The sequence below is a fragment of the Spirosoma fluminis genome (assembly GCF_054778895.1).
Genome location: NZ_BAAGZD010000004.1, coordinates 772,871 through 793,399, shown reverse-complemented (window position 1 = coordinate 793,399; position 20,529 = coordinate 772,871). Strand labels below are relative to the sequence as shown.

At 49.9% G+C, this 20,529-nt stretch carries 20 protein-coding genes; 18 read left to right on the top strand and 2 right to left on the bottom strand.

The genetic code is table 11. From position 1 onward, the window contains the following. Positions 1-76 precede the first annotated feature (76 nt). Complete coding sequence (locus ACYVBJ_RS08970; protein ID WP_460981949.1) at positions 77-958, top strand: bifunctional 5,10-methylenetetrahydrofolate dehydrogenase/5,10-methenyltetrahydrofolate cyclohydrolase; 882 nt, start codon at positions 77-79, stop codon at positions 956-958. Between the two features lie 335 nt (positions 959-1,293). On the opposite strand, the gene ACYVBJ_RS08965 is transcribed toward ACYVBJ_RS08970, so the two are convergent. Then, complete coding sequence (locus ACYVBJ_RS08965) at positions 1,294-1,782, bottom strand: IS5 family transposase (RefSeq protein WP_460982132.1); 489 nt, start codon at positions 1,780-1,782, stop codon at positions 1,294-1,296. Between the two features lie 24 nt (positions 1,783-1,806). Further along, entirely contained in the window at positions 1,807-2,046 is a 240-nt protein-coding gene (locus ACYVBJ_RS08960; protein ID WP_460981948.1) for a transposase, read from the bottom strand. 394 nt (positions 2,047-2,440) lie between these two features. Between ACYVBJ_RS08960 and ACYVBJ_RS08955 the strand changes: the two genes are divergently transcribed. The 17 genes from ACYVBJ_RS08955 to ACYVBJ_RS08875 all read left to right on the top strand — a co-directional run bounded on the left by ACYVBJ_RS08955 (position 2,441) and on the right by ACYVBJ_RS08875 (position 20,504). After that, positions 2,441-3,178, top strand: a complete 738-nt coding sequence (locus ACYVBJ_RS08955) for a LytR/AlgR family response regulator transcription factor (protein ID WP_460981947.1) — start codon at positions 2,441-2,443, stop codon at positions 3,176-3,178. Positions 3,179-3,416: 238 nt separating this feature from the next. Continuing rightward, positions 3,417-4,358 carry an NAD-dependent epimerase/dehydratase family protein gene (locus tag ACYVBJ_RS08950; protein ID WP_460981946.1) on the top strand — a complete coding sequence of 314 codons (942 nt, stop codon included), beginning with the start codon at positions 3,417-3,419 and terminating at the stop codon, positions 4,356-4,358. 74 nt (positions 4,359-4,432) lie between these two features. Then, a complete protein-coding gene (locus tag ACYVBJ_RS08945; RefSeq protein ID WP_460981945.1) occupies positions 4,433-4,975 on the top strand; it encodes a nuclear transport factor 2 family protein in 543 nt (180 codons plus the stop codon). Positions 4,976-5,061: 86 nt separating this feature from the next. Then, positions 5,062-6,156 (top strand): DUF4440 domain-containing protein, encoded by a 1,095-nt coding sequence (locus tag ACYVBJ_RS08940; protein ID WP_460981944.1) that lies wholly within the window; start codon positions 5,062-5,064, stop codon positions 6,154-6,156. 99 nt (positions 6,157-6,255) lie between these two features. Next, complete coding sequence (locus ACYVBJ_RS08935) at positions 6,256-6,759, top strand: RidA family protein (RefSeq protein WP_460981943.1); 504 nt, start codon at positions 6,256-6,258, stop codon at positions 6,757-6,759. 109 nt (positions 6,760-6,868) lie between these two features. Beyond that, on the top strand, positions 6,869-8,113 hold the full coding sequence (locus ACYVBJ_RS08930; protein ID WP_460981942.1) for a DUF1624 domain-containing protein: 1,245 nt from the start codon (positions 6,869-6,871) through the stop codon (positions 8,111-8,113). 29 nt (positions 8,114-8,142) lie between these two features. Continuing rightward, positions 8,143-8,679 carry a GNAT family N-acetyltransferase gene (locus ACYVBJ_RS08925; protein WP_460981941.1) on the top strand — a complete coding sequence of 179 codons (537 nt, stop codon included), beginning with the start codon at positions 8,143-8,145 and terminating at the stop codon, positions 8,677-8,679. A gap of 83 nt (positions 8,680-8,762) precedes the next feature. Beyond that, positions 8,763-9,167, top strand: coding sequence for a hypothetical protein (locus ACYVBJ_RS08920; protein WP_460981940.1), 405 nt, complete (start codon positions 8,763-8,765; stop codon positions 9,165-9,167). An 18-nt stretch (positions 9,168-9,185) separates the two neighbouring features. After that, positions 9,186-9,698: a YybH family protein gene (locus ACYVBJ_RS08915; protein ID WP_460981939.1), complete on the top strand. Its 513-nt coding sequence runs from the start codon at positions 9,186-9,188 to the stop codon at positions 9,696-9,698. Between the two features lie 28 nt (positions 9,699-9,726). Next, a complete protein-coding gene (locus ACYVBJ_RS08910; protein ID WP_460981938.1) occupies positions 9,727-12,963 on the top strand; it encodes a histidine kinase dimerization/phosphoacceptor domain -containing protein in 3,237 nt (1,078 codons plus the stop codon). Positions 12,964-13,638: 675 nt separating this feature from the next. Beyond that, positions 13,639-14,103 (top strand): helix-turn-helix domain-containing protein, encoded by a 465-nt coding sequence (locus ACYVBJ_RS08905; protein ID WP_460981937.1) that lies wholly within the window; start codon positions 13,639-13,641, stop codon positions 14,101-14,103. Then, positions 14,091-14,777 (top strand): transposase, encoded by a 687-nt coding sequence (locus tag ACYVBJ_RS08900; RefSeq protein ID WP_460982131.1) that lies wholly within the window; start codon positions 14,091-14,093, stop codon positions 14,775-14,777. The genes ACYVBJ_RS08905 and ACYVBJ_RS08900 overlap by 13 nt, the downstream gene beginning before the upstream one ends. 79 nt (positions 14,778-14,856) lie before the next feature. Continuing rightward, complete coding sequence (locus ACYVBJ_RS08895) at positions 14,857-15,324, top strand: helix-turn-helix domain-containing protein (protein ID WP_460981936.1); 468 nt, start codon at positions 14,857-14,859, stop codon at positions 15,322-15,324. 29 nt (positions 15,325-15,353) lie between these two features. Then, positions 15,354-15,956, top strand: a complete 603-nt coding sequence (locus tag ACYVBJ_RS08890) for an IS630 family transposase (protein ID WP_460981935.1) — start codon at positions 15,354-15,356, stop codon at positions 15,954-15,956. A 671-nt stretch (positions 15,957-16,627) separates the two neighbouring features. Further along, a complete protein-coding gene (locus ACYVBJ_RS08885; RefSeq protein WP_460981934.1) occupies positions 16,628-17,428 on the top strand; it encodes a polysaccharide biosynthesis/export family protein in 801 nt (266 codons plus the stop codon). Positions 17,429-17,439: 11 nt separating this feature from the next. After that, complete coding sequence (locus tag ACYVBJ_RS08880) at positions 17,440-19,770, top strand: GumC family protein (protein WP_460981933.1); 2,331 nt, start codon at positions 17,440-17,442, stop codon at positions 19,768-19,770. Between the two features lie 65 nt (positions 19,771-19,835). Beyond that, entirely contained in the window at positions 19,836-20,504 is a 669-nt protein-coding gene (locus ACYVBJ_RS08875) for a sugar transferase (RefSeq protein ID WP_460981932.1), read from the top strand. The last annotated feature ends 25 nt before the right edge of the window (positions 20,505-20,529 follow it).

Below are 20,529 nucleotides of genomic sequence, written 5' to 3'. Positions count from 1 at the left end.
TTCTTTGTGTAGCTTTGTGCCTTGTTTATAGGTGCCTCCGGTTACTGGACAAGGCACAAAGACTTTAAAAACAGGTATGCAGCTTTTAGACGGTAAACTTCTTTCTACGCAGATCAAGCAGGAAATCGCGGCCGAAGTCGCACAAATAAACGAGCAGGGCGGCAAAATTCCGCATCTGGTTGCCATCCTGGTGGGTACCCTCGGCCGAAGCGAAACCTACGTAGCGAGCAAAATGAAAAGCTGCGAAGAAGTTGGGATGCACTCCACCCTTATCCGTTTCGACCCATCGGTTTCGGAAGAAGAGCTGCTGGATAAGGTGCGGGAAGTCAACGAAAACCCCGACATGGACGGGCTGATCGTTCAGTTGCCTCTCCCCGATCATATTTCGGCCGATAAAGTGATGGAAACCATCGATCCGGCAAAGGACGTAGACGGCTTTCACCCCATCAACATTGGCCGGATGGCAAAGGGGCTACCCGCTTACGTATCGGCGACTCCGCAGGGGATTCTGGAGATGCTGAAACGGTACGAAATCGAAACGGTCGGCAAGCATTGCGTTGTCGTTGGCCGGAGCCAGATCGTCGGACTTCCGATGAGTATTCTGATGCAGCGTAATACGTATCCCGGCAACTGCACCGTTACGTTAACCCACTCGAAAACGCAGAACCTGGCAGAAATCTGCCGATCGGCCGACATCCTAATTGCCGCCTTGGGCCGTCCCGAGTTTATTACCGCCGATATGGTAAAGGAAGGAGCCGTAGTCATCGACGTTGGTCTGGAGCGCGTTCCGGATGCGACCAAGAAAAGCGGCTTTGCCCTAAAAGGCGACGTAAAATTCGATAAAGTAGCTCCCAAAACCAGCTTCATTACGCCCGTACCCGGTGGCGTCGGACTGATGACCATCTGTTCGCTGATGCAGAACACCGTGAAGGCCGCCCGCAAAGAGGTATATGCCTGAATCGCCGATGTGGATGTAAGCAATCTGGCGGTAGGAACGGAGAAGATCAGAAAATTAATGGGAATATGGGTTGCTGCAGACTCATGCATCTTATCGGTGACGGTACGCCGTCGGGAGGTGCGTGGCACTTATCATTCAGAACTCACATCAATTACGCTATAGCATCAGCATGACTTACGACGAATATAACCTGCTTCGAGCCGAAAAGAAGTGGAAAGAAACGCTGTTTATTTATGTTGCCCTCTTCAATTTATTGCGTCAATAGCCAGATTATCAATTGAATTTAAGATGTAACTTATTTTGACTAATTCGTTTAAATTAGGGCGTGTTGACAATCAATGGAGTAAAATCATGGCCGAAGCCAAATAAATGAGTCTAATAAAGCTGGTAGCGGTCTTTTCATAACAGGTCGCTACTCGGCGGTACTGCTTGAGCTTGTTAAAAAATCGCTCGACTTTATTCCGATCCCTGTATAAATTCTCATCAATCAGGCGCTCTTCTAAGCGGTTCTTCTTAGACGGAAGAACTACCTCAACTGCCGCTTTTTGCAGTAAGCCAATCAGCGAATCCGCATCATAACCGCGATCAGCTGATACCGCGCCCGTCTTATAATCAGCCAGTAAACTCTCCGCTTGGGTGATGTCAGCCCGCTGCCCAACCGTGATAATAAGCCGCAACGGGTTACCCAAAGCATCCACAGCAACGTGAATCGTAGTACTCCAGCCACCGACCGATTGGCCTAAGCACGCGCTGGCGGGGTCGCTTTTTTTTGACCGGCTGCATGCTGATGGGCCCGCACGACCGTTGAGTCGATCATCAGCCAGTCTAAGTCCGGCTCTTGCAACTCCTCAAAAAACCCTTTGCCAAACACCGGCTTTGGCCCAGCCTCGGAAGCGTTGATAAACTGAATTCCATAAGCCAAACCGGTCGGGCAAGTCGCGCCAAGGGGCACCAGAGCGGGCGATCCATAGCACCGCATTGATGAACAGACGATTGTCAGCGGCTGATCGACCTACGTCAGTGATTTTGCCGGGTAAGCGAGGAGCGATTCGCTCCCATTGTTGATCGGTAATTTCATAACGGCGCATGGGACAAAGTTGCAAACCAAGACTACCTTTACCTAATTGTCAACACGCTCTAGTTCAGTCAGTATCGTTCACAAAAAGGTTACTTCTCATCATTAACTGAACTTGTCGTAATCTGCTAGCTAAACCGTTCAGAAAAACGTCCAATTCCGATCAGGACAAGTCATTGTAAAACTTAATCTTTTTGATAAGTTTTACAATGACTTGTCCTAAATCCTTCTTATCCTAATGGCTTTGCTTAATCAAGTCATTGATTTTCATAACGATAAAATTTGAGTTTACTTCGTAGCGGATATACAATACTGATCACAGGGCCAGCGCTACCGAGGATACGCGGTACCGAATTCAACCTTCGTTACGCGCGTAATGATTATTTGACGAATGATCAACATATAGAATGGGCACCCCGTTGAAGTTGCTCGTCGTGGAGGACGACATGATCATTGCCGCCAACATCGCCCTGCAACTCACTAAACTGGGTTATGAGGTGAGCGGGGTTGTGCCCAGGGGCGAAGAGGCCATCCTACATGCTGAAACCAACCGACCGGATTTAATTCTGCTCGATATTAGTCTTAAAGGCTCACTCGACGGTATCGACACAGCCCATGCTATCCACCGGCAGTGGAACATCCCAATTATCTATGTCACGGCCAATACCGACGAAGCTACTTTTGCCCGGGCTATAAAAACGCATCCCTACGCTTACATCGCCAAGCCGATCCGGGCAATGGAGCTACAACGGGCTATCGAGCTCGCCATGAGCCGCCTGGCCGACGAGCCGCCCACCTCTGCCCACCCTGCGCCCGACGCGCCCTTTGTGCTCAGTGACCGGATTTTTGTGCGGCACCGCGAAAAGATCGTCAAGATTTTCATCGCCGATATTCTCTACGTGGAAGCCGACCGAAACTATTGCCACCTCTATACGGCCGACAAAGAATACCTGCTGACAACGACCCTGAAGGTGATGGAAGACAAACTCCCGGCGGCCTATTTTTTACGGGTACACCGCTCCTACCTGGTAAATCTGACGCAGGTCGATGAGGTGGGAGACGGGCATATCGGAATCGGGAGTAAAACGATTCCGCTCAGCCACCTCCTGCGCGAGGCACTACTGAAACGAATCCAGACCATTTGAAACTCGCGGTCAGCCGTTCGGCAAGACCGACAACCCGCCCTTGCCGTTTACACATCCGGTAAGAAAACAACCTCCTTCGGACAGTATTACCCCACGTTCGTCCCGACCCGTTTGGTGTCGGTTGCTGATTCGTACACTTTTGTCAGGCCGGAAGTCGTCCGTGTCCGGCCTGACCTGGCGTATTCGCCTGTGAGGTAATTACCTGATTATCATTTATCAAATCAAACTTAAAAACACCATGCAAACCGTAGGTATTATTGGTGGAGCCGGCTTCATTGGCAGCTATGTTACCCAAAAATTTCTGTCCGAAGGCTATGACGTGCGGGTTTCCGTCCGCGACCTCGCCAAAAAAGAACGGTACGATCATCTCGACCAGTTAGAAAATGCCGTGTATCACCTCGACATCGTGGAGATGGACGTGCAGGACGAAACCGCTCTGCGGGATTTTCTGTCCGGTTGTGACATCGTGATTCACAGCGGTACGCCGTTTCAACTTGCCGTGGAAGACCCGCAGCGCGATCTGCTCAATCCGACCATCCGGGGAACCGAGAATTTCCTAAAACTGGCGGGTGAGATTCCTTCGCTCAAAAAAGTGGTGTTCGTCGGCTCGGTCGCGTCGCTCAACACGGCTTACCCGTTGCCCGTCCCCAACCGCCCTGCCGACCATATCTATACCGAAGCAGACGAACCACATCACGACGCCGACGATCACCCCTACGCTCAGGCCAAGTACTACGCCGATCAGGTCGTGCGCCAGTTTGTAAAAACCCATCCTGACCTGGGTTTTGAAGTCGTGAGCGTGTACCCCACCTTCGTGACGGGGCAGTCGTTGTCGGGCCGGGACGATTCGTCGTCAATGGGAATGCAGTATCTGTTCAAAAACAGGCTTGCACCCAATCCCTTCGTGGAGATGATGTTTGCGAAAAACGTCGAGTTTGCCATGGTGTCGGTTGCTGATGTGGCCGAGGGCATTTTCCGGGCCGCGACCACCACCGGGCTGCACGGCCGGAACTACCTGCTCGCCAACGGAAGCCACACCGTATCAGACATCACGCTGATGCTCAACGGGCAGGAACCCGTCGGCGCGGCCCGCACCGTGTACAGCAATGCAGCCGCGACGCAGGACCTCGGTATGCAGTTCCAGTCCGTCCACGTCCCGCTGAGCGAATACGCCGGCTAATCAGGCCATTGCTTTTCTCTTTTACCCCCAATCCAATTTTCCCGGTGAAAACCAGTTCAACCCTCCGATTTCCCATGAAAACTAACCAATCTACTTCGCCCATCCTGGCCATTTTTGCCGCCCTTCTTTTGTTTGCCACCAGTTGCAACGCCCCCGCCAAAGAAACGCCTACCCAGACGACCGACGTGTCGACCATGACAACCGAAAACAAGCAAGCGATTGAACAGGAAATCTCTGGCCTTATCAAAGAATTCTTCCAGCAAGTCGAAAAACTGGACATCGAAACCTGCATGACCTACTTTGAAAATACGCCTGATTTCCAGGCTGTCAACCCCGATGGTACCTTCGGCGATTACAACGCGCTAAAAAAACTGAACGCAGACGGGTTCAGCCAGATGAAGACGTTGAGTGTCGTACCAAATAAGGAAGCGATTCGGGTTTTGACTGACTCGCTGGTGCTGTATACGTTCTCGATGGAGCAGAATGCAACGCTTAAAACCGGCCAGAAAATAAAGTATGAACACGTAGCGGGAACGATGCTCTTCACCAAAATAAATGGCGCGTGGAAAGCGACCTTTTACCAGGAGTCGGCATCGGCACCGGTAGCCGTCAAGTAGATCGTCGGTATGCGGGGCGAATCGAAGGGTTGCCCCGCATCCGAATTAGCCCTGTCGAACAAAACTAATAAGCAAACCAAATCTCAATGAAAACCAGCCATTTACTCATACTCGTTGCCCTGCTGTTGGGCACTTTCTCGCTTCATGCACAGTCGCTGAACCCAGAGGCCGTGGCCTTCGTGAAAACCTACCAGGATGCCTACAACAAAGGCGACCGCACCACCCTGATGACCCTGTTCAGCGATAGCGTTGGCCGGGTCAACCGCGACGGTAGTGCTAAAATGTTGCCCAAATCGTATTGGAACGACGATTACGTTCGCGATTTCGGCGAAACGATAGGTACCTACCAGGACTTCACGGTGAAAAGCACCAAAGTCCTGCCCGGTGGGAAAATGGCCATCGCCACTACGTTCACGGGCTACGATTTTGACCGAAAAACAAACGCCAAAGTACAGCCCGCGCCGGGTTCGATGGACCTGATTATTGGCAGGGAAGGCGGTCAGTGGAAAATACAGCAGGAAAAGCTGCTCTTGGGTATTTCGAGCCTCGCCGTTGAGATGGAAGAGGTGGTAAAGAAATTTCAGAATGCCTACAACCGCGAAGACATCGCCACGCTCAAAACCTTGATGACCAGTGGTATCGTCAGGACCGCACCCGATGGTACTACCCAAACCGGACTCGATAAGGAGGTTGCCGGTCTGACCCAAGCCTTTGCCGATGGGGATGTGAATACGGTGATCGGCATCTCGAACGGCGTACCGCAGTTTGATGGCAGCGTGATCCTGACGGGCATCTTTCGTCAGAATGGGCGCACAACCAAAGGCCAGTCTATTCACTACGACGGAGCCTATAGCAACCGGGTGGTCAAGGAAAACGGGCAGTGGAAACTCAGCGAGATAAAGACTACGCCCGTCGTTAAAACCGTCACCTACCACAAGGTAGCCGACTATGCCGCCTGGAAGAAGGGGTTCAACACCTTCGCCAACGAACGGCGGTTTGCGGGCGAGCTGAGCGCCGAAGTCAGTACGTTGCAGGACGACCCCAACATGGTGTGCATCATTGCAGAGTGGGCCTCGGCTGAAGCGGCTCAGGCTTTTTTTGCCCGCCCTGACCTGGCCGCCACTATGCAGAAAGACGGCGTTCAGGGCAAACCAACCGTCATGGTTCTGAGCAAAAAATAAGTCGCGGCCTTTCCGTCTATGTCTACACCTGCCGAGTGGCACGGGTTGCCCGGCGTGTCACAAATTCAAATCAATCCAATTCAAGCCTCACTATCGCCAATGAAAACTAACCAATCCGCCCTGATACTGGCTGCTTTTACCGCTCTGTTTTTGTTTGCCGCCGGGTGCAATACCGCTCCTCAAAAAGCAGATGAGAAACCAGCGGCTCAATCCGATGCACCGGAGTATTTTATGTTACGGCCCGACGTCGAAAAAGCCTATGGCTATTCCCATGCCGTTCGGATTGGCAATGAACTGAAAATATCGGGTGCGGTCAGTATGGACGAGAAAGGAAACCTGACGGCTAAAGGTGATCTGGGCCAACAAATGAAAAACTGCTACGCCGATCTGGACAAAATTCTGAAGCACTATGGCTACACCTGGGACGACGTTGTGGTGGAGAATATTCTGACCACGAACATGCCCGAATTTGTGAACCAGTCGGCTTACCGGAATACGATCTACAAAAAGCAATTCCCGACTGGGTCGTGGTTTGGCGTAAAGGAGTTAGCACTGCCCGGCCAGTTGATTGAGATTGAGTTAGAAGCCTATAAAGTGCGCTGATTCAGTTCAGCGGATTCGATGATGTGGCTCATCGTCTTTTTACAGATCCCTGTCTGAGGTTATCCAAACTATCCAGAACACATAAACGAGTGTTGGCCGCTATATCGAAATGACCTTTCCGATACCCTCTACATCTGCAACCGCAGGCTCCCTCAATCCAGCGCCTTCATTACTCAAAAGCCGCATCGAGTCCATCGACGTGCTGCGGGGCCTGATTATGGTCATTATGGCGCTGGACCATACGCGGGATTTCTTTCACGCCCAGGCCTATACCGATGACCCGCTCAATCTCGATACCACTACGCCGGTCCTGTTCGCTACGCGCTGGATTACCCACTTCTGCGCCCCTACGTTTGCCTTGCTATCGGGTACATCCATCTACCTGCAGGGGTTACGAAAATCGCATAGGGAGTTGAGTCTGTTCCTGCTGAAACGGGGGCTATGGCTCATTGTAGCCGAGGTGCTCCTGATTGCGCCAGCGGATACGTTTACCCTGTTTAATCCCATCACGCTGGTCGTTTTCTGGTCGCTGGGCATCAGCATGGTGTTCATGGCCGGGCTGACGTGGCTGCCGTTCCGGGTCATACTGAGCATTGGTTTAGCGATCGTTTTAGGCCATAATTTGCTGGATGCGGTGGAACAGGCACCGGGATTTACGTCGGGTTTTTGGTGGGCGCTGTTTCACGGCGGCAGTCACCGTGTGTTTGAATACGCGCCTGGTCGGGTCATTATGGTGCTGTACCCGTTTCTTCCCTGGCTGGGGCTCATGATGCTGGGCTACTGCCTAGGCCGTTTGTTTGCCCCAGCGGTTGCCGCCTGGAAGCGTCAACAATGGCTGTTTTATCTCGGTGCCGGAGCCATTGGGTTATTCGTAGGGCTGCGTTTACTGAATGGATACGGCGACCCCTTCCCCTGGAGCGTCCAGAGAGATGGCCTCACTACGTTGTTCTCGTTCCTGAAGGTACATAAATACCCCCCATCGCTGCTGTACATGTGCATTACGGTAGGGCCGGGACTGCTGGGACTGGCGTTGCTGGAGAATGTACACAATCGCCTTACGGACGTGCTGCGCACCTACGGACGAACGGCCTTTTTTTACTACACGATCCATTTTTATGTGCTGCATACCCTGCGCATGATTGTCTTTTTTGCCGCTGGTCATGCCATAGCCGAGGCCGATGAATCATTTAAAACCATACCGATGCGATTTGTGCTGCCCGGTGAGGGAGGCTACACTCTTGGGGTGGTTTACCTGATCTGGATAGCCGTTGTCGCGTCGTTGTATCCCCTATGTCGCTGGTATGATGCCTACAAGACAACGCACAAAGGGCAGTGGTGGCTGAGCTATCTGTAGAAAGTAAACAACCAAACCCCAGTCAAGAAATGAACGAAAGTGAAAAAGTAAAAACAAGAACGGTTGTTATTCCTGTCGACCTGGAAGCCGTTAAAAAATTATGGTTCGACTATTTAGTCTGGGGTAACGACAAAATGCAGGAACTCTACGGCGTTCATCCTCATAATCCCGAAGAAACTGTTGAACAGGATATCCAACAGATTGGTAAGTTTCAACCCCCTTACGGACAGCTAATCCTGGCTAGTTATGAAGGTAAAGTATGTGGGCTTGGAAGTCTAAAACGTATCAACTCCGATATCGGTGAACTAAAACGGATGTTTGTTGATCCAGCCAGTAGACGAATTGGGGCTGGGCGAGCAATCCTTAACCGACTTTTACTTGAAGCGAAAAAAGTCGGTTATAAAAAAATTCGACTTGACAGTCCCAAATTTATGGAAGCGGCTCATTCCTTATATAGACGTTTTGGATTTCGTGACATTGACGCGTATCCAGAAATGGAAATCCCCGCAGAATTTAAAGACTATTTGTTATTCATGGAATTGGATTTAACGGACGACACTGAATAAATCCGAAATGATAAGCACAGACAAGCCCAGCCTATACTGCCGGGGACCGATCTTAAAACAGTTAAACTAATCCAATCAAGTCCATGAAACAACTCCTGATTTCGCTATCTTCTCTTTGGCTGCTGGTTAGCCTCGGCCTGTCGGCCACTGCACAGGCTCAGCAAACGTCAACGACTCAACTCAAAAGTATTCACCTTTTCGATATGCCAGCCGGTGTAACAGAGGCCCAGTTGTCGGCGGTGATTGGCGAGTTAAACACGGTCATTACACGTCTGGGGTACAGTAACGCCGGATACACACTCTACAAAGTAGCCGGTGAAGGAGCCGACAAATACCGCTACTACTTCGAGGGCAATTGGCCCAATACCGAAGCGTATCAGAAAATTCACGACGACAAATCGTTTCAGGACGCGGACAAAAAATTAGGTATGGTTTACGAGAAAATAAAAGCCGTCGAGCTCTACCGTCGCTTAGTGAGAGTACCCTAAATCGTTTAAACCAAAGCTATGAAAACCAAGCCATTTACCCTGATTCTGGCCGTTGTTGTCCTTACGTCTGTCTGCGTTACCGGATGCAACGCCCCCGCCCAAAAAGCAGAAGCTACTACTGATCAGGTAGCTGCTAAACCCGATATGGCCGCCATCAAAACGGAAATACAAGCCATCGAAACCGAGTGGGCCAATGCCACAACAGCGAGAGACATCGACAAGGTAATGGCTCTTTATGCAGACGATGCCGTAGAAATGGCCGACGACGAACCCATGTCCGTGGGAAAGGCGGCTATCCGGCAGGTGCTGCTCAACAGTATGAACGCACGAAAGGCCGGGACGACGGTTTCTTACGAAACGATGGACGTGTACGGCGATGGCAACGTAGTGACCGAAGTCGGAAAGACAACGATTAAAGACGCGGCTGGCAACGTAGTGAGTGCCGGCAAATACATGGGCATTTTTGAAAAACGCGACGGAAAATTTATCTGCATCCGCGATATTAACAACGAGGATCAGCAAGACAAGTGAAGTAGCTTGGGCTAACAAACAGGTCAACATGAATGGATACGTTGTTTTTGGGTGGCTCCTCCTGCTAATGTGCCTGTCCGCACCAGACGGGCAGGCACAATCCACGGTGCTTTACTTCGACGAACCCCCCAAAGAGACGCTGGGCCGCAACCGAAATCAATTAACCATCAATCAATTCTTTACCGACCGCGACGATTTTCTCTGGTTCATCACCGGCAGTGGCCTGAGCAGGTACGACGGCCATGAGATCGTAACGGTACGCTCTGATCCGGCGGATTTGAACTCCCTCTCCTCGGCGCGGGTGGCGGATATGATTCAGGACGAGCGAGGCACGTTCTGGATAACCACCCGCGACGGGGGCCTTAATGCCTACAACCAGCAAACGGGCAACGTGGCCCATTTTCAGCACCAGCCTACCAACAAAACCAGTTTATCATCGGATAAGCTCCGATTTCTTCAACGCGATGAATCCGGTCAGCTCTGGATCGGGAGCGATTGGGGCATGAATCGGTTCGACCCCAAAACGGGTCGAACGGTCCGTTTTTTGCCCAAACCAGGCGAGTCAGGGCAGTTGCAGGGCAACCCACTGTCGCCTATTCTAATTGAATCGCCGGGCGTGGCCCGGCCGGGCTATGTGTACGTTTACACAACGGCTGGGTTCGAGCAGTTTGACCAAACCAGCAACCGTTGGCGGTGCTTTCCTAGGGTAACTAAATCAGGGGTGCCCGTCATCAACGCCAATGATGGTCTCAATGTAATTAACGGTCTCTGCAAAGATCGTCGGGGCCTGATCTGGATGGGTGTTCCGGATCAAACCGGGCTGCGGGTTTTTAATCCTAAGACCGGGCAAATCAATTGGTTCGATAAGCGAACGGCCGATGGCAAACCCATTCCGTTTCCAAACGTAATTCTGGAAGATCGGGCGGGGCGGCTTTGGCTTTGCTGCGATAACGACATCTTCCGCATTTCAGCCGACCGGACCGTCGTGGAGCAATGCACACTCGTAGCCATCAGCAATGGGGAGCAACTCAAAGAATTTGTAACCCTCTACGAAGATAGACAGGGGTTAATCTGGCTGGAAAGGGCGAGCGACAAAAATCCGCTTTTTTTCGACCCCCGTCAGGAACGCCACCCCAACATTCCACTGCCAAAATTTACGAACACCGCCGGGGCGATACCGACCCGACCCGTAACAGAGTCCCTCATGCCCGACTCGGAAGGCTTCCTTTGGATCAGTACCGATCTGGGTCTGATTCGCTATAATCCGGTTCAGAATGAGATGAAGGTTGTCCTGAAACAACCCCTCACTTATTTCACCCTCACGCTGCCAGGCGTGGCAGGAACCAGCTACGATCCATATCTGCTGGTCGGTGCGGAAGCTGGCCTGTTCGTTTACAACAAAAAAACGAGCCGACTCACACCCGTCCGTTTAGACAAGGCCGGGAGTAAGACGATCCCGAATGCCATCGCTTCGGTTATTGACCGGGATGGCGACCTCTGGATTTCGACCTGGGGGCAGGGACTTTTCCGCATTCCAAAGGGCGGCTTATCAGTCCAGACGGGGCTGGTGAGTACCTATGAACAGTGGAAAAACGAACCCACCAATGCCAACAGCCTATTGTCGAACACGCTCCAGAAAATTGCAGTTGATGCGCAGAACACGGTGTGGGTATGCGGAGCCGCTCACGGCCTTAGTCGGGTAAACAAACGAACCCGGCAAGTGCAGCGGTTTGTACTCCGACAAGGAGACCCCTACGGACTGGCCAGCAACTACACCTTTGCACCCGTGGTTGATAAACAGGGTGATGTATGGATAACGAGTGGGTATTCGGCTCCTTTACAGAAGCTGTCGGTCAAAACGGGGCGATTCAAAAAATATGGCATTACCAACGGGTTTACGGATGATTATTTTGCCCACGCTATCCTCGACCGGACCGGCAAAATCTGGTTCAACCAGAATCAGGTGGTATCCTGCATCGACCCCCTTACGGAGCGCGTAACCACGTTTCCGCAGTTTGTCGGCAACTCGGTTTATTCTACGCCCATTACAGCACTGGCTACTACCGGCGAGATTTATTTCGGTTGCCAGAACTACTTACGGCGGTTTGGGCCAAATGATACCATCCATAATATTCCTAAAGCCGCATCACCGCTGCGGTTGGTGGGTGTTTCCTGCTTCGACACCGACGGCACGCAAACCATGCAGCCCATGCCCCCGGATCGCTGGCGAGCCAACGAGCTGGCCTTGTCGCACCGGGAAAACACGGTAGAACTAAAATTTGCGTTGCTGGATTACCGCAACACCAGCAGTCGTGCTTATACCTATTCCCTGACTGGACCTAATGACAAGCCACAATGGGTAAGCATCGGCCCGAAAAACACCGTTAATTTTGCCCAGATGAAGCCGGGAACGTACCTGTTCCACCTGAGAGCCCGCAATAGCGATGGAATGTGGACAAATTTGGCCCCCCTCCGCATACATATTAGCCCACCTTGGTGGCAAACCCTATGGGCCTATGCGGCTTATGGGCTGCTGCTGCTACTGGGCTTTTGGTACGTATTGAAGGTCCGTCTGCGTGAACAAGCCCGTGAGCTGGCCCTGCGGGAAGCCATAGTCATTAAACAACAGCGCGACGAGATTGCTCAGAAAAACGCCCAGAACGAGCTCCTTTTGAAAGAGATTCATCACCGGGTCAAGAATAACTTGGAAGTGGTGTCAAGTTTACTGGCCTTGCAATCGGCTAAAGTTACTGACCCCAATGTACAGGAAGCCATACAGGCCAGTCAGAACCGGGTGCAGAGTATGGGCATCATTCACCAGAAACTGTACCAGGGCAAGCAGTTGGGGGCTATCGAAATGCGCGATTATTTTAACAATCTGGGCGAAAGCATCCTCGATTCGTTCGATGCGGCCGGGCGTATCATCATCGTCTGTGCGATGCCCGAGCTGGTACTGGATATTGACACGGCGGTTTCCATTGGACTAATCACGAATGAGTTAATAACTAACTCGCTTAAATATGCCTTTATCGGTAAGGACAACGGCACCATTCGAATCAGTCTGACGCGGATGGGCGACGATTCATTGCTGTTGATGGTAGCCGACAATGGTATAGGTAAGCAGCCTGTGGAAGCAGTCAATGAAACAGGCTTCGGCACTCAGTTGGTAGAACTACTTACCCGCCAGCTCGATGGTATGCTGACCTACGAAAACCAAAATGGGACATTGGTTAAACTCCTCTTCAAACGGCCAGCCATTGTCTAAGTCCATTCGAAATCAGAACCTCATCTTTCACCGTTTGCTTATCTGACAACTAATTTCCGGCTTTCGATAGAGGTCGTTTTTACTATGCAACGAACCTGTTGATTACCGTACCGTTTCCTCCTTTTGGCCATTTTTAATCAATAAAAGAACCATTTAAATGGCCAAATCGGGCACATAATTTACTCATTGTGAATAAATTATGCTATAAAAAGAAGCTATAAAAATCGTTCACGAAGCCCTCCGAATGTTTTCAGGCTAAGATGCAGTCGGTTGAAAATTTAATAGTAGACTTGTTGCAGTTGGTTAATTTGATGTATGAAACTGTTGATTATCGATTTAAAGATTGAGCGACAATGGCGCTCGGCGACGAGATTAGATCAAAACGATTCGACAAACTACGTCTCTTATTTGAAAAGCCTATCTGGGTTTATTTAGTCAATTTATCCAACAACGGCAAGACGATTGCCCTGAACCATTTTGTTTAAGAACTTGCACCGACCTGCTGTTTTTCAGCTTATTCTCTTTAAAATTAGGACTTACTTATGACTTATTGCGATTAGTCACAGGCATGGACGGCTCTTCAGCAAAACGTAATCAGGACTTAGGACTGGCTGTTTTACAGCAGACCTTAGTACTCTTCCAACTTAGTACTTAGCTAAATGGTTAGTTTGCGGTATGAGCCGTATCGCAACACCATTCGTCTTAACAGACAGGGATTTAACCATTTTGAAGCAGTTAGTCTGGACTGGAAAAGACTCCGCCCGCAAACTAACCCGAGCCCGAGCTTTGCAGTTTCTGCATCAGGGCAAACATCCTGATCAAATCAGCGAATCGCTCGACATCAGTGTAGCGACTATCTTTAACCTGAAGAAACGTTACCGACAAGAAGGGCTTCAACGAGCCATTGCTGAAAAGGTCCGCCCTGGTCAACCCCGCAAAGTAACTCAACAGGTGGAAGCTCAGATTACCCAAATCGCCTGTAGTCAGGCTCCTGATGGGCGCACCCGATGGACAGCCGCTTTGATTAATGAGCGATTAGTGAGACTCGACGTTCATATTGACGATGAGTCGGTGCGGTTAGCCTTAAAAAAAGCAGGCTCAAGCCGTGGCTCAAAAAGCAGTGGTGCATTGGGCAAATAGATGGGGAGTATTTGGCCAAAATGGAAGATGTGCTGGCCGTTTATGAGCAGGTTCCTCAAGCGGGGCGGGTAGGGTTGTGTTTCGATGAGCGGCCTTGCCAACTGCTGGATGATATGGTGGCCTGCCTACCCGCTAAACCAGGTCAGGTAGTCAAAGAAGATAAGGAGTATATCAGAAAGGGAACCGCCGTGGTCTTACTGGCCTATGATTTAGACAGCGGGCAACGCTACGTTCAGGTACGAGAACGGCGTACCAAAGCAGATTACACCCAGTTCATTCAGAAGTTAGTTCATACCCAGTACGCTGATGCCGAGTTGATCGAAGTAGTACAAGATAACTTGAACACTCACAAGTACGGCTCCTTCTACGAACACTTACCGGCTACTCAAGCCCGGGCGTTGAGTCGCAGACTGGCGTTTCACTTTACCCTTGAGCATGGTTCGTGGTTGAACATGGCTAAGATTGAGTTTTCCGCGCTGGCTCGTCAGTGTCTGAATCGGCGCATTGGCAGTTTAAAAGAGTTAAGTCGACAGACGGCTTTATGGGCTACTGCCTGTAATCAACGCGCCGTCAAAGTGCATTGGAGTTTTACGGTAACAAGGGCCGTCGACAAACTCAAACGGTGGTATGAGCGAGTCAACCCAGCTAACAGGTCAGATTCCTGTAAGCATTAAATTGGAAGAGTACTAGTGGTCTGTAACCTTAGTGGGTAGAGTTATGTTTACGGAATAATACTATTCTTCAATTTCTATCATGGCTCGTCCCGCTTGTTCGTTTCGCCCACATAATGAGGAGGTGACTCAACTTCAACAACTGCTTAAAGGAAAACACTCTGTAAGCGCCCTCAAACGGGTTCAAGTCTTACTGGCTCTGCACCAGGGCAACACGCCCTCGGCATTGGCCCAACTCGTCTCCCTCAGCCCAGCGATGGTCTACAACATTCGCAACCGTTATTTGGACGAAGGCTTGACGGTGGCTCTGAATGAAAAACCCCGCCCCGGTCAGCCCAGTAAGTTCGATAAAGCCACTCAAGCTCATCTGACCGCCTTAGCCTGTAGTGAAGCCCCACAAGGTCGGAGTCGGTGGATACTACGGTTGCTGGCCGACCGCTTAGTGGAACTGCGTCTGGTGGAGTCGATTTCCCACCAGGCCGTGGGTGAGCAACTTAAAAAAACGCCCTTAAGCCTTGGCTCAAGCAGCAGTGGTGTATCGCCAAAGTAGACAGTCAATAGTTGGCCAAGATGGAAGCGGTGCTGGACTTTTATGCTCAACCCGCTGATCTACAAAATCCGCGCCTGTGCTTCGATGAACGACCTTGCCAGTTACTGGCCGACGTGTTAGCTCCTCTGCCTCCTCAGCCGAGTCAAATCGCTAAACAGGATAATGAATATGTGAGAAAGGGAACAGCGGTGGTGCTCTTAGCTTATGATTTAGATTCGGGTCAAGGTTATGTCCAGGTGCGCCAGCAACGCACTAAGCGGGATTATGCCGAATTTATGCACCATCTACGCGCCCAGTATTACCTGCATGCACAACAGATTCATGTGCTGCAAGATAACCTGAATACCCACCAGGCGGGCAGTTTTTACGAACGCTTTGATGCAGTGACGGCTCGGGAGCTAGCCAATCGGTTCGTTTTTCATTATACGCCTACCCACGCGTCGTGGCTCAACATGGCTGAGATCGAGTTTGCCGCTCTCGCCAAACAGTGTCTCGACCGGCGCATTGGGGACTTGGCAACGTTGGAAAAAGAGGTACTGGCTTGGGTCGACGAACGGAATCGACAAGTGGTAAAATCAACTGGCTGTTTGACACGCCACAGGCTCGGAGGAAACTCAAGCGGCATTTCGTGAAGATCAATCCGGAGAATAGTACAACAATTGATTCTACCCATTAAGGTTACAGACCACTAGTCTTTACGTTTTAAGTAGCATGCAGCGTTCTTAATTAAACACTAGCGGAGTATTCCTATCTTTCGGGAACCGAAAGTAGTCTTCAAGTAAAACTCATCAGTCAACCGCGGTGAAGCTGCGTAACGGCTTTGCATGGCAATACCTGAATCAACGTCTATTCGCTGAGGTGAGCGTGCGCCGTATGCTAGTAACTTTCTATAAACTTCAGCCGGCTAGACTTCGCCCATCTGCCTATTTCTTAGGGATTTTTCACTAAGTTTGAATCGCCAAAATGTCAGAAACCAAATTAACCCGACAATCTATGCCATTTTGTTTACTATAAACTCAGACAGATAGCTCTCCATCTGTACTTCGCTAAAAGTATACTGGCAGGTTGATGGAGTGATTCTAACGTTGATTTACTGTTAAAGCTGCTCAGTTAGCCTGACTTGCTGTGTGTTTGGTTCAGGGTAACTGAGACGATAAATCAACTCGGCAAGAGAAGTCAGGCCTAGGGAGCCGCTTGGCATCCCTCCGTGATATCTAAGGCATTTCTTGTCAATTATCTACCCCACCAACATAGTTAAATTTACTGACAAAGCCAGCCCTGTTATTCTATTGAAAACACGTTTATGAATTTACTAAGATTATATACTCAAGCAGGGCTTTACTTTATCGGGTTATGCGTGTGCCTGTCGGGCTGTATATCCAGTAGAGAGCTTACTCTTTATCAGAAAAACGGCTCTAATAACGATACCATAGCATTAGCTGCCCGTTACGTTCCTACTATTAAAGTGGGAGACGTATTGTCGGTGCAGGTAAGTAGCCTGAGCCCGGAAGCTACGTCGTTCTTTAACCCGTATGCCGTGATTTCGGCCGCATCGGGACCATCAGGCGTTCAAAGTCCAACAACGCCCATACCGTATCTGCCAGGTTATCTGGTCAGCGAGGATGGTCAAATCGAGTTGCCGTTAGTCGGCAAACAACCGGTACAAGGTTTAACGAGCAGTCAGGCATCGGCCGCCATCAAGCAGAAGCTACTCAATTACCTGAAAGAGCCGACCGTAAACGTCCGAAACTTAAGTTTTCATATTGCGGTACAGGGCGAAGTCGCCCGCCCGTCCCTGTTTTTGATTCCAACCGAACAGATTACTCTTCCAGCGGCCCTGGGCCTGGCTGGGGACATTACCATCCAGGGAAAACGTAATAATATATTAATCATACGTGAAGAAAACGGGCAACGTACATTTAACCGGGTGGATCTGACTAAACGGGATGTATTTAGGTCGCCGTATTATTATCTTCACCCAAACGATGTTGTCTACGTCGAGCCTGGCAAGGCACGTATTGCCAACGCCGACCGTACGTATCAAATCCTGCCGATTATGCTCAGCGCTTTATCTATATTAACTATAATTTTGGTCCGCCAGTAAGGCAAAATCTCATGGTCCCAAATACATATATCCCATATCAACTCTACGATGGAAATCAACAGCTCAATTTTAGGGCTACCTTGATGCGGTATGTCCGAAGCTGGCCCTGGTTTGTGCTGTCAATGATACTAGCCGTAGGGGCTGCCTACGTATACATATTATACCAGGTGCCTGTTTATAGAGTGCAGACTTCCCTTTTGATTAAAGATGATAAAAAAGAAGGGGCCTCACCTGAAGCAAGTATACTAAAGGAGCTTAATCTATTCAGTACCAGCAAGATCATTGAGAATGAAATCGAGATATTGAAGTCCCATACCTTGATGACCCGAGTGGTTACTAGTTTGGGACTCGATGTCCGCTACTACCAGCCAACTGCTACGTACGATAAAGAAATCTTTAGTGAGTCGCCGATTCGTATACTCGTCGAAAAGGCCAACTCACAACTATACACGGATAAACTTGAGCTTGCTTTTGTAGATACTAAGACAATACAGTTGAATGGCAAAGATTACCCCGTAAACCAAAGCATTCAAACCCCATACGGTCGACTCCGGATTTTTGTGCGAAAGCCACTCAATGCTGGTATGCCTCATATGCTGGCGGAAGTATTTCCGAGGTCTCTCGCGGTGAAAGATTATCTGAAGCGATTAAAGGTCGAGCCAGTCACCAAGCAGGCCACTGTTCTTACGTTAAGCCTAGAAGAAGCGGTTCCGGATAAAGGTGAATTAGTGCTGAACCAGCTTGTGAACGAATATAACCGGGAAGCGATTGTCGATAAGAATAAGGAAGCGAACAACACGCTTAGTTTTATTGAAGAACGGCTGGGGTTAATATCCGGCGAACTTTCGACCGTTGAAAAGGAAGTAGAGCTTTACAAATCGACACAGGGTATAACCGACCTGAGCATCCAGGCCGAAACGTTTTTGGCTTCTGTTCAGGGAAATGACACTCAGTTAAACGAGATTAACATGCGTCTGGGTGGATTAGGCGAAATTGAGCGCTACATACAGAATCAATCGAACGAGAAAAGTATTACCCCTGCTACATTAGGATTGAGTGATCCGGTTCTTACGGGTTTGCTCACCAAGGTGTCGGAGCTTGAGTTGAAGCGGGAAGAAGCCTCACGGACGATGGCGGTTAATAGTCCACTGCTTCAATCGCTGGATAGCCAGATCAAAACGATTAAGGAAGGCATCAACGAGAATATACAGACCATACGCCAGCAGCTCACCAGCAGCCGGAACCACCTAGTCGCCAACAACAAGCGAATGGAAGGTATGATACGTACGGTTCCGGGTAAGGAACGCGCCTTACTGAACATTACCCGCCAGCAGTCCATTAAAAACGGGTTATATACGTATCTGCTGCAAAAACGGGAAGAAACCGCGCTGTCTGCTGCCTCAACTATTTCAGACAGTCGTGTCATTGATGCTGCCTTCACCGACAATTTGCCGATCCGGCCCGTGAAAAGCACGATTTTTCTGCTGTTTGGAATGATTGGTATGCTTGTTCCGGCTGGATTGATTATGGTGAAGGATTCGCTCAACAACCGAATCTTACGCCGGAAAGATGTAGAAGCCGTCACACAAATACCGATTATAGGCGAAGTGGTTGAAAATAAAAAAGATGCTGGCGAGAGCTTAATATTCAAGTCACGAATGCATTCCGTTATAGGCGAACAGATCCGGGCGTTACGCACCAACCTGCAATTCTTACGAAGTGATCCGCACAAAAGTCAGGTACTCCTGTTCACGTCCAGTATCAGTGGCGAAGGAAAATCGTTTATTTCCTTGAACTTGGGAGCCAGTTTAGCGCTGGTCGGCCGCAGAACGGTGATTCTGGAAATGGATTTGCGCAAGCCCAAACTGCATAAGAGCCTGCATATAGAAAACCGGGTGGGTATAAGTAACTACCTTATTGGCGAGTCGACCATCGACGAATTGATACAGCCAGTTCTGGGTACTGAAAATTACTTTATCATTACCGCCGGGCCTCTGCCCCCTAACCCCTCTGAACTGTTAAGTTCTGACCGGTTAGCGCAGTTATTCGAGGAGCTCAAAGCCCGCTTCGACTACGTTTTGGTTGACTCACCTCCCGTCGGGCTGGTAACAGATTCGCAATTGATAGCGCCTTTTGCGGATGCAACGATGTATATGGTACGTCACGACCACACACCGAAGACTTACATTAAAATGGTCGACACGCTATACAAAGAGCAGCGCTTCCAGAAATTAAGTATTATTTTAAACGGAGTTGGTGAAGGCGAATCATACTACTATAGCTATAGCGATTACTACGAAGAACCGACCAGAAAACGTCGCCTGGGGAGCGGTAAGGCCTAACGTACTGTTTCAGCCGTGTCACAACTATTCACAGCCTTCTATCTAAACGTGAATTTCATTTTTCTATGCTAAGTCTTGACTCGCACTACAAACCCTTGTATGTCTACGCAGAGCCACGGACCCGGCACTCTAATTCCGCTTATAGAAACATCGGTAAAAGGCTGTTTGATATCAGTTTTGCCCTGGTGATCACGCTCCTTGTATTGCCCTGGCTGATACCAGTAGTTGGGCTATTGATTCGGATAGGCTCACCAGGACCCATTTTTTACATTCAAAAACGTACCGGTTACCGGGGTAGTAGTTTTCATTGTTTGAAATTTCGAACTATGGTCCACGATCCCAGAGCAAAGTTTAGACAAGCTACTCAAAACGACAATCGCGTAACGCCGATTGGCCGTTTCTTACGCCGGACCAATCTTGACGAAATGCCACAATTCCTCAACGTCCTGATTGGTGATATGAGCGTTGTCGGGCCACGTCCCCATGCCCTTCAGCACAGTGCCCAGTTTTGGAATGTAATGCCTGACTACCGAAAGCGCTACCGGGTTAAACCGGGCATTACAGGTCTGGCTCAGGTACGGGGCTGCCGGGGCGAAACATCGGGTCTGATGAAAATGCAGCATCGGGTTAAGTACGATCGCTTCTATAATCGAAAAAAAAATCTGATGCTGGATTTGTGGATCTGCTGGTTAACCATCAAATCTATGGTTAAGGGAAATATGAATGTCTGGTAAAAAGTACAGTCACCTAGCCGAATCG

Excerpts from the sequence above, each read along its gene's own strand:
- ACYVBJ_RS08915 (WP_460981939.1), top strand. The coding sequence starts at position 9,186 with ATGAAAACCAAGCCATTTACCCTGATTCTGGCCGTTGTTGTCCTTACG.
- ACYVBJ_RS08970 (WP_460981949.1), top strand. The coding sequence starts at position 77 with ATGCAGCTTTTAGACGGTAAACTTCTTTCTACGCAGATCAAGCAGGAA.
- ACYVBJ_RS08940 (WP_460981944.1), top strand. The coding sequence starts at position 5,062 with ATGAAAACCAGCCATTTACTCATACTCGTTGCCCTGCTGTTGGGCACT.
- ACYVBJ_RS08945 (WP_460981945.1), top strand. The coding sequence starts at position 4,433 with ATGAAAACTAACCAATCTACTTCGCCCATCCTGGCCATTTTTGCCGCC.
- ACYVBJ_RS08930 (WP_460981942.1), top strand. The coding sequence starts at position 6,869 with ATGACCTTTCCGATACCCTCTACATCTGCAACCGCAGGCTCCCTCAAT.
- ACYVBJ_RS08955 (WP_460981947.1), top strand. The coding sequence starts at position 2,441 with ATGGGCACCCCGTTGAAGTTGCTCGTCGTGGAGGACGACATGATCATT.
- ACYVBJ_RS08935 (WP_460981943.1), top strand. The coding sequence starts at position 6,256 with ATGAAAACTAACCAATCCGCCCTGATACTGGCTGCTTTTACCGCTCTG.
- ACYVBJ_RS08885 (WP_460981934.1), top strand. The coding sequence starts at position 16,628 with ATGAATTTACTAAGATTATATACTCAAGCAGGGCTTTACTTTATCGGG.
- ACYVBJ_RS08880 (WP_460981933.1), top strand. The coding sequence starts at position 17,440 with ATGGTCCCAAATACATATATCCCATATCAACTCTACGATGGAAATCAA.
- ACYVBJ_RS08950 (WP_460981946.1), top strand. The coding sequence starts at position 3,417 with ATGCAAACCGTAGGTATTATTGGTGGAGCCGGCTTCATTGGCAGCTAT.
- ACYVBJ_RS08910 (WP_460981938.1), top strand. The coding sequence starts at position 9,727 with ATGAATGGATACGTTGTTTTTGGGTGGCTCCTCCTGCTAATGTGCCTG.
- ACYVBJ_RS08960 (WP_460981948.1), bottom strand. The coding sequence starts at position 2,046 with ATGCGCCGTTATGAAATTACCGATCAACAATGGGAGCGAATCGCTCCT.
- ACYVBJ_RS08905 (WP_460981937.1), top strand. The coding sequence starts at position 13,639 with ATGAGCCGTATCGCAACACCATTCGTCTTAACAGACAGGGATTTAACC.
- ACYVBJ_RS08925 (WP_460981941.1), top strand. The coding sequence starts at position 8,143 with ATGAACGAAAGTGAAAAAGTAAAAACAAGAACGGTTGTTATTCCTGTC.
- ACYVBJ_RS08920 (WP_460981940.1), top strand. The coding sequence starts at position 8,763 with ATGAAACAACTCCTGATTTCGCTATCTTCTCTTTGGCTGCTGGTTAGC.
- ACYVBJ_RS08895 (WP_460981936.1), top strand. The coding sequence starts at position 14,857 with ATGGCTCGTCCCGCTTGTTCGTTTCGCCCACATAATGAGGAGGTGACT.
- ACYVBJ_RS08875 (WP_460981932.1), top strand. The coding sequence starts at position 19,836 with ATGCTAAGTCTTGACTCGCACTACAAACCCTTGTATGTCTACGCAGAG.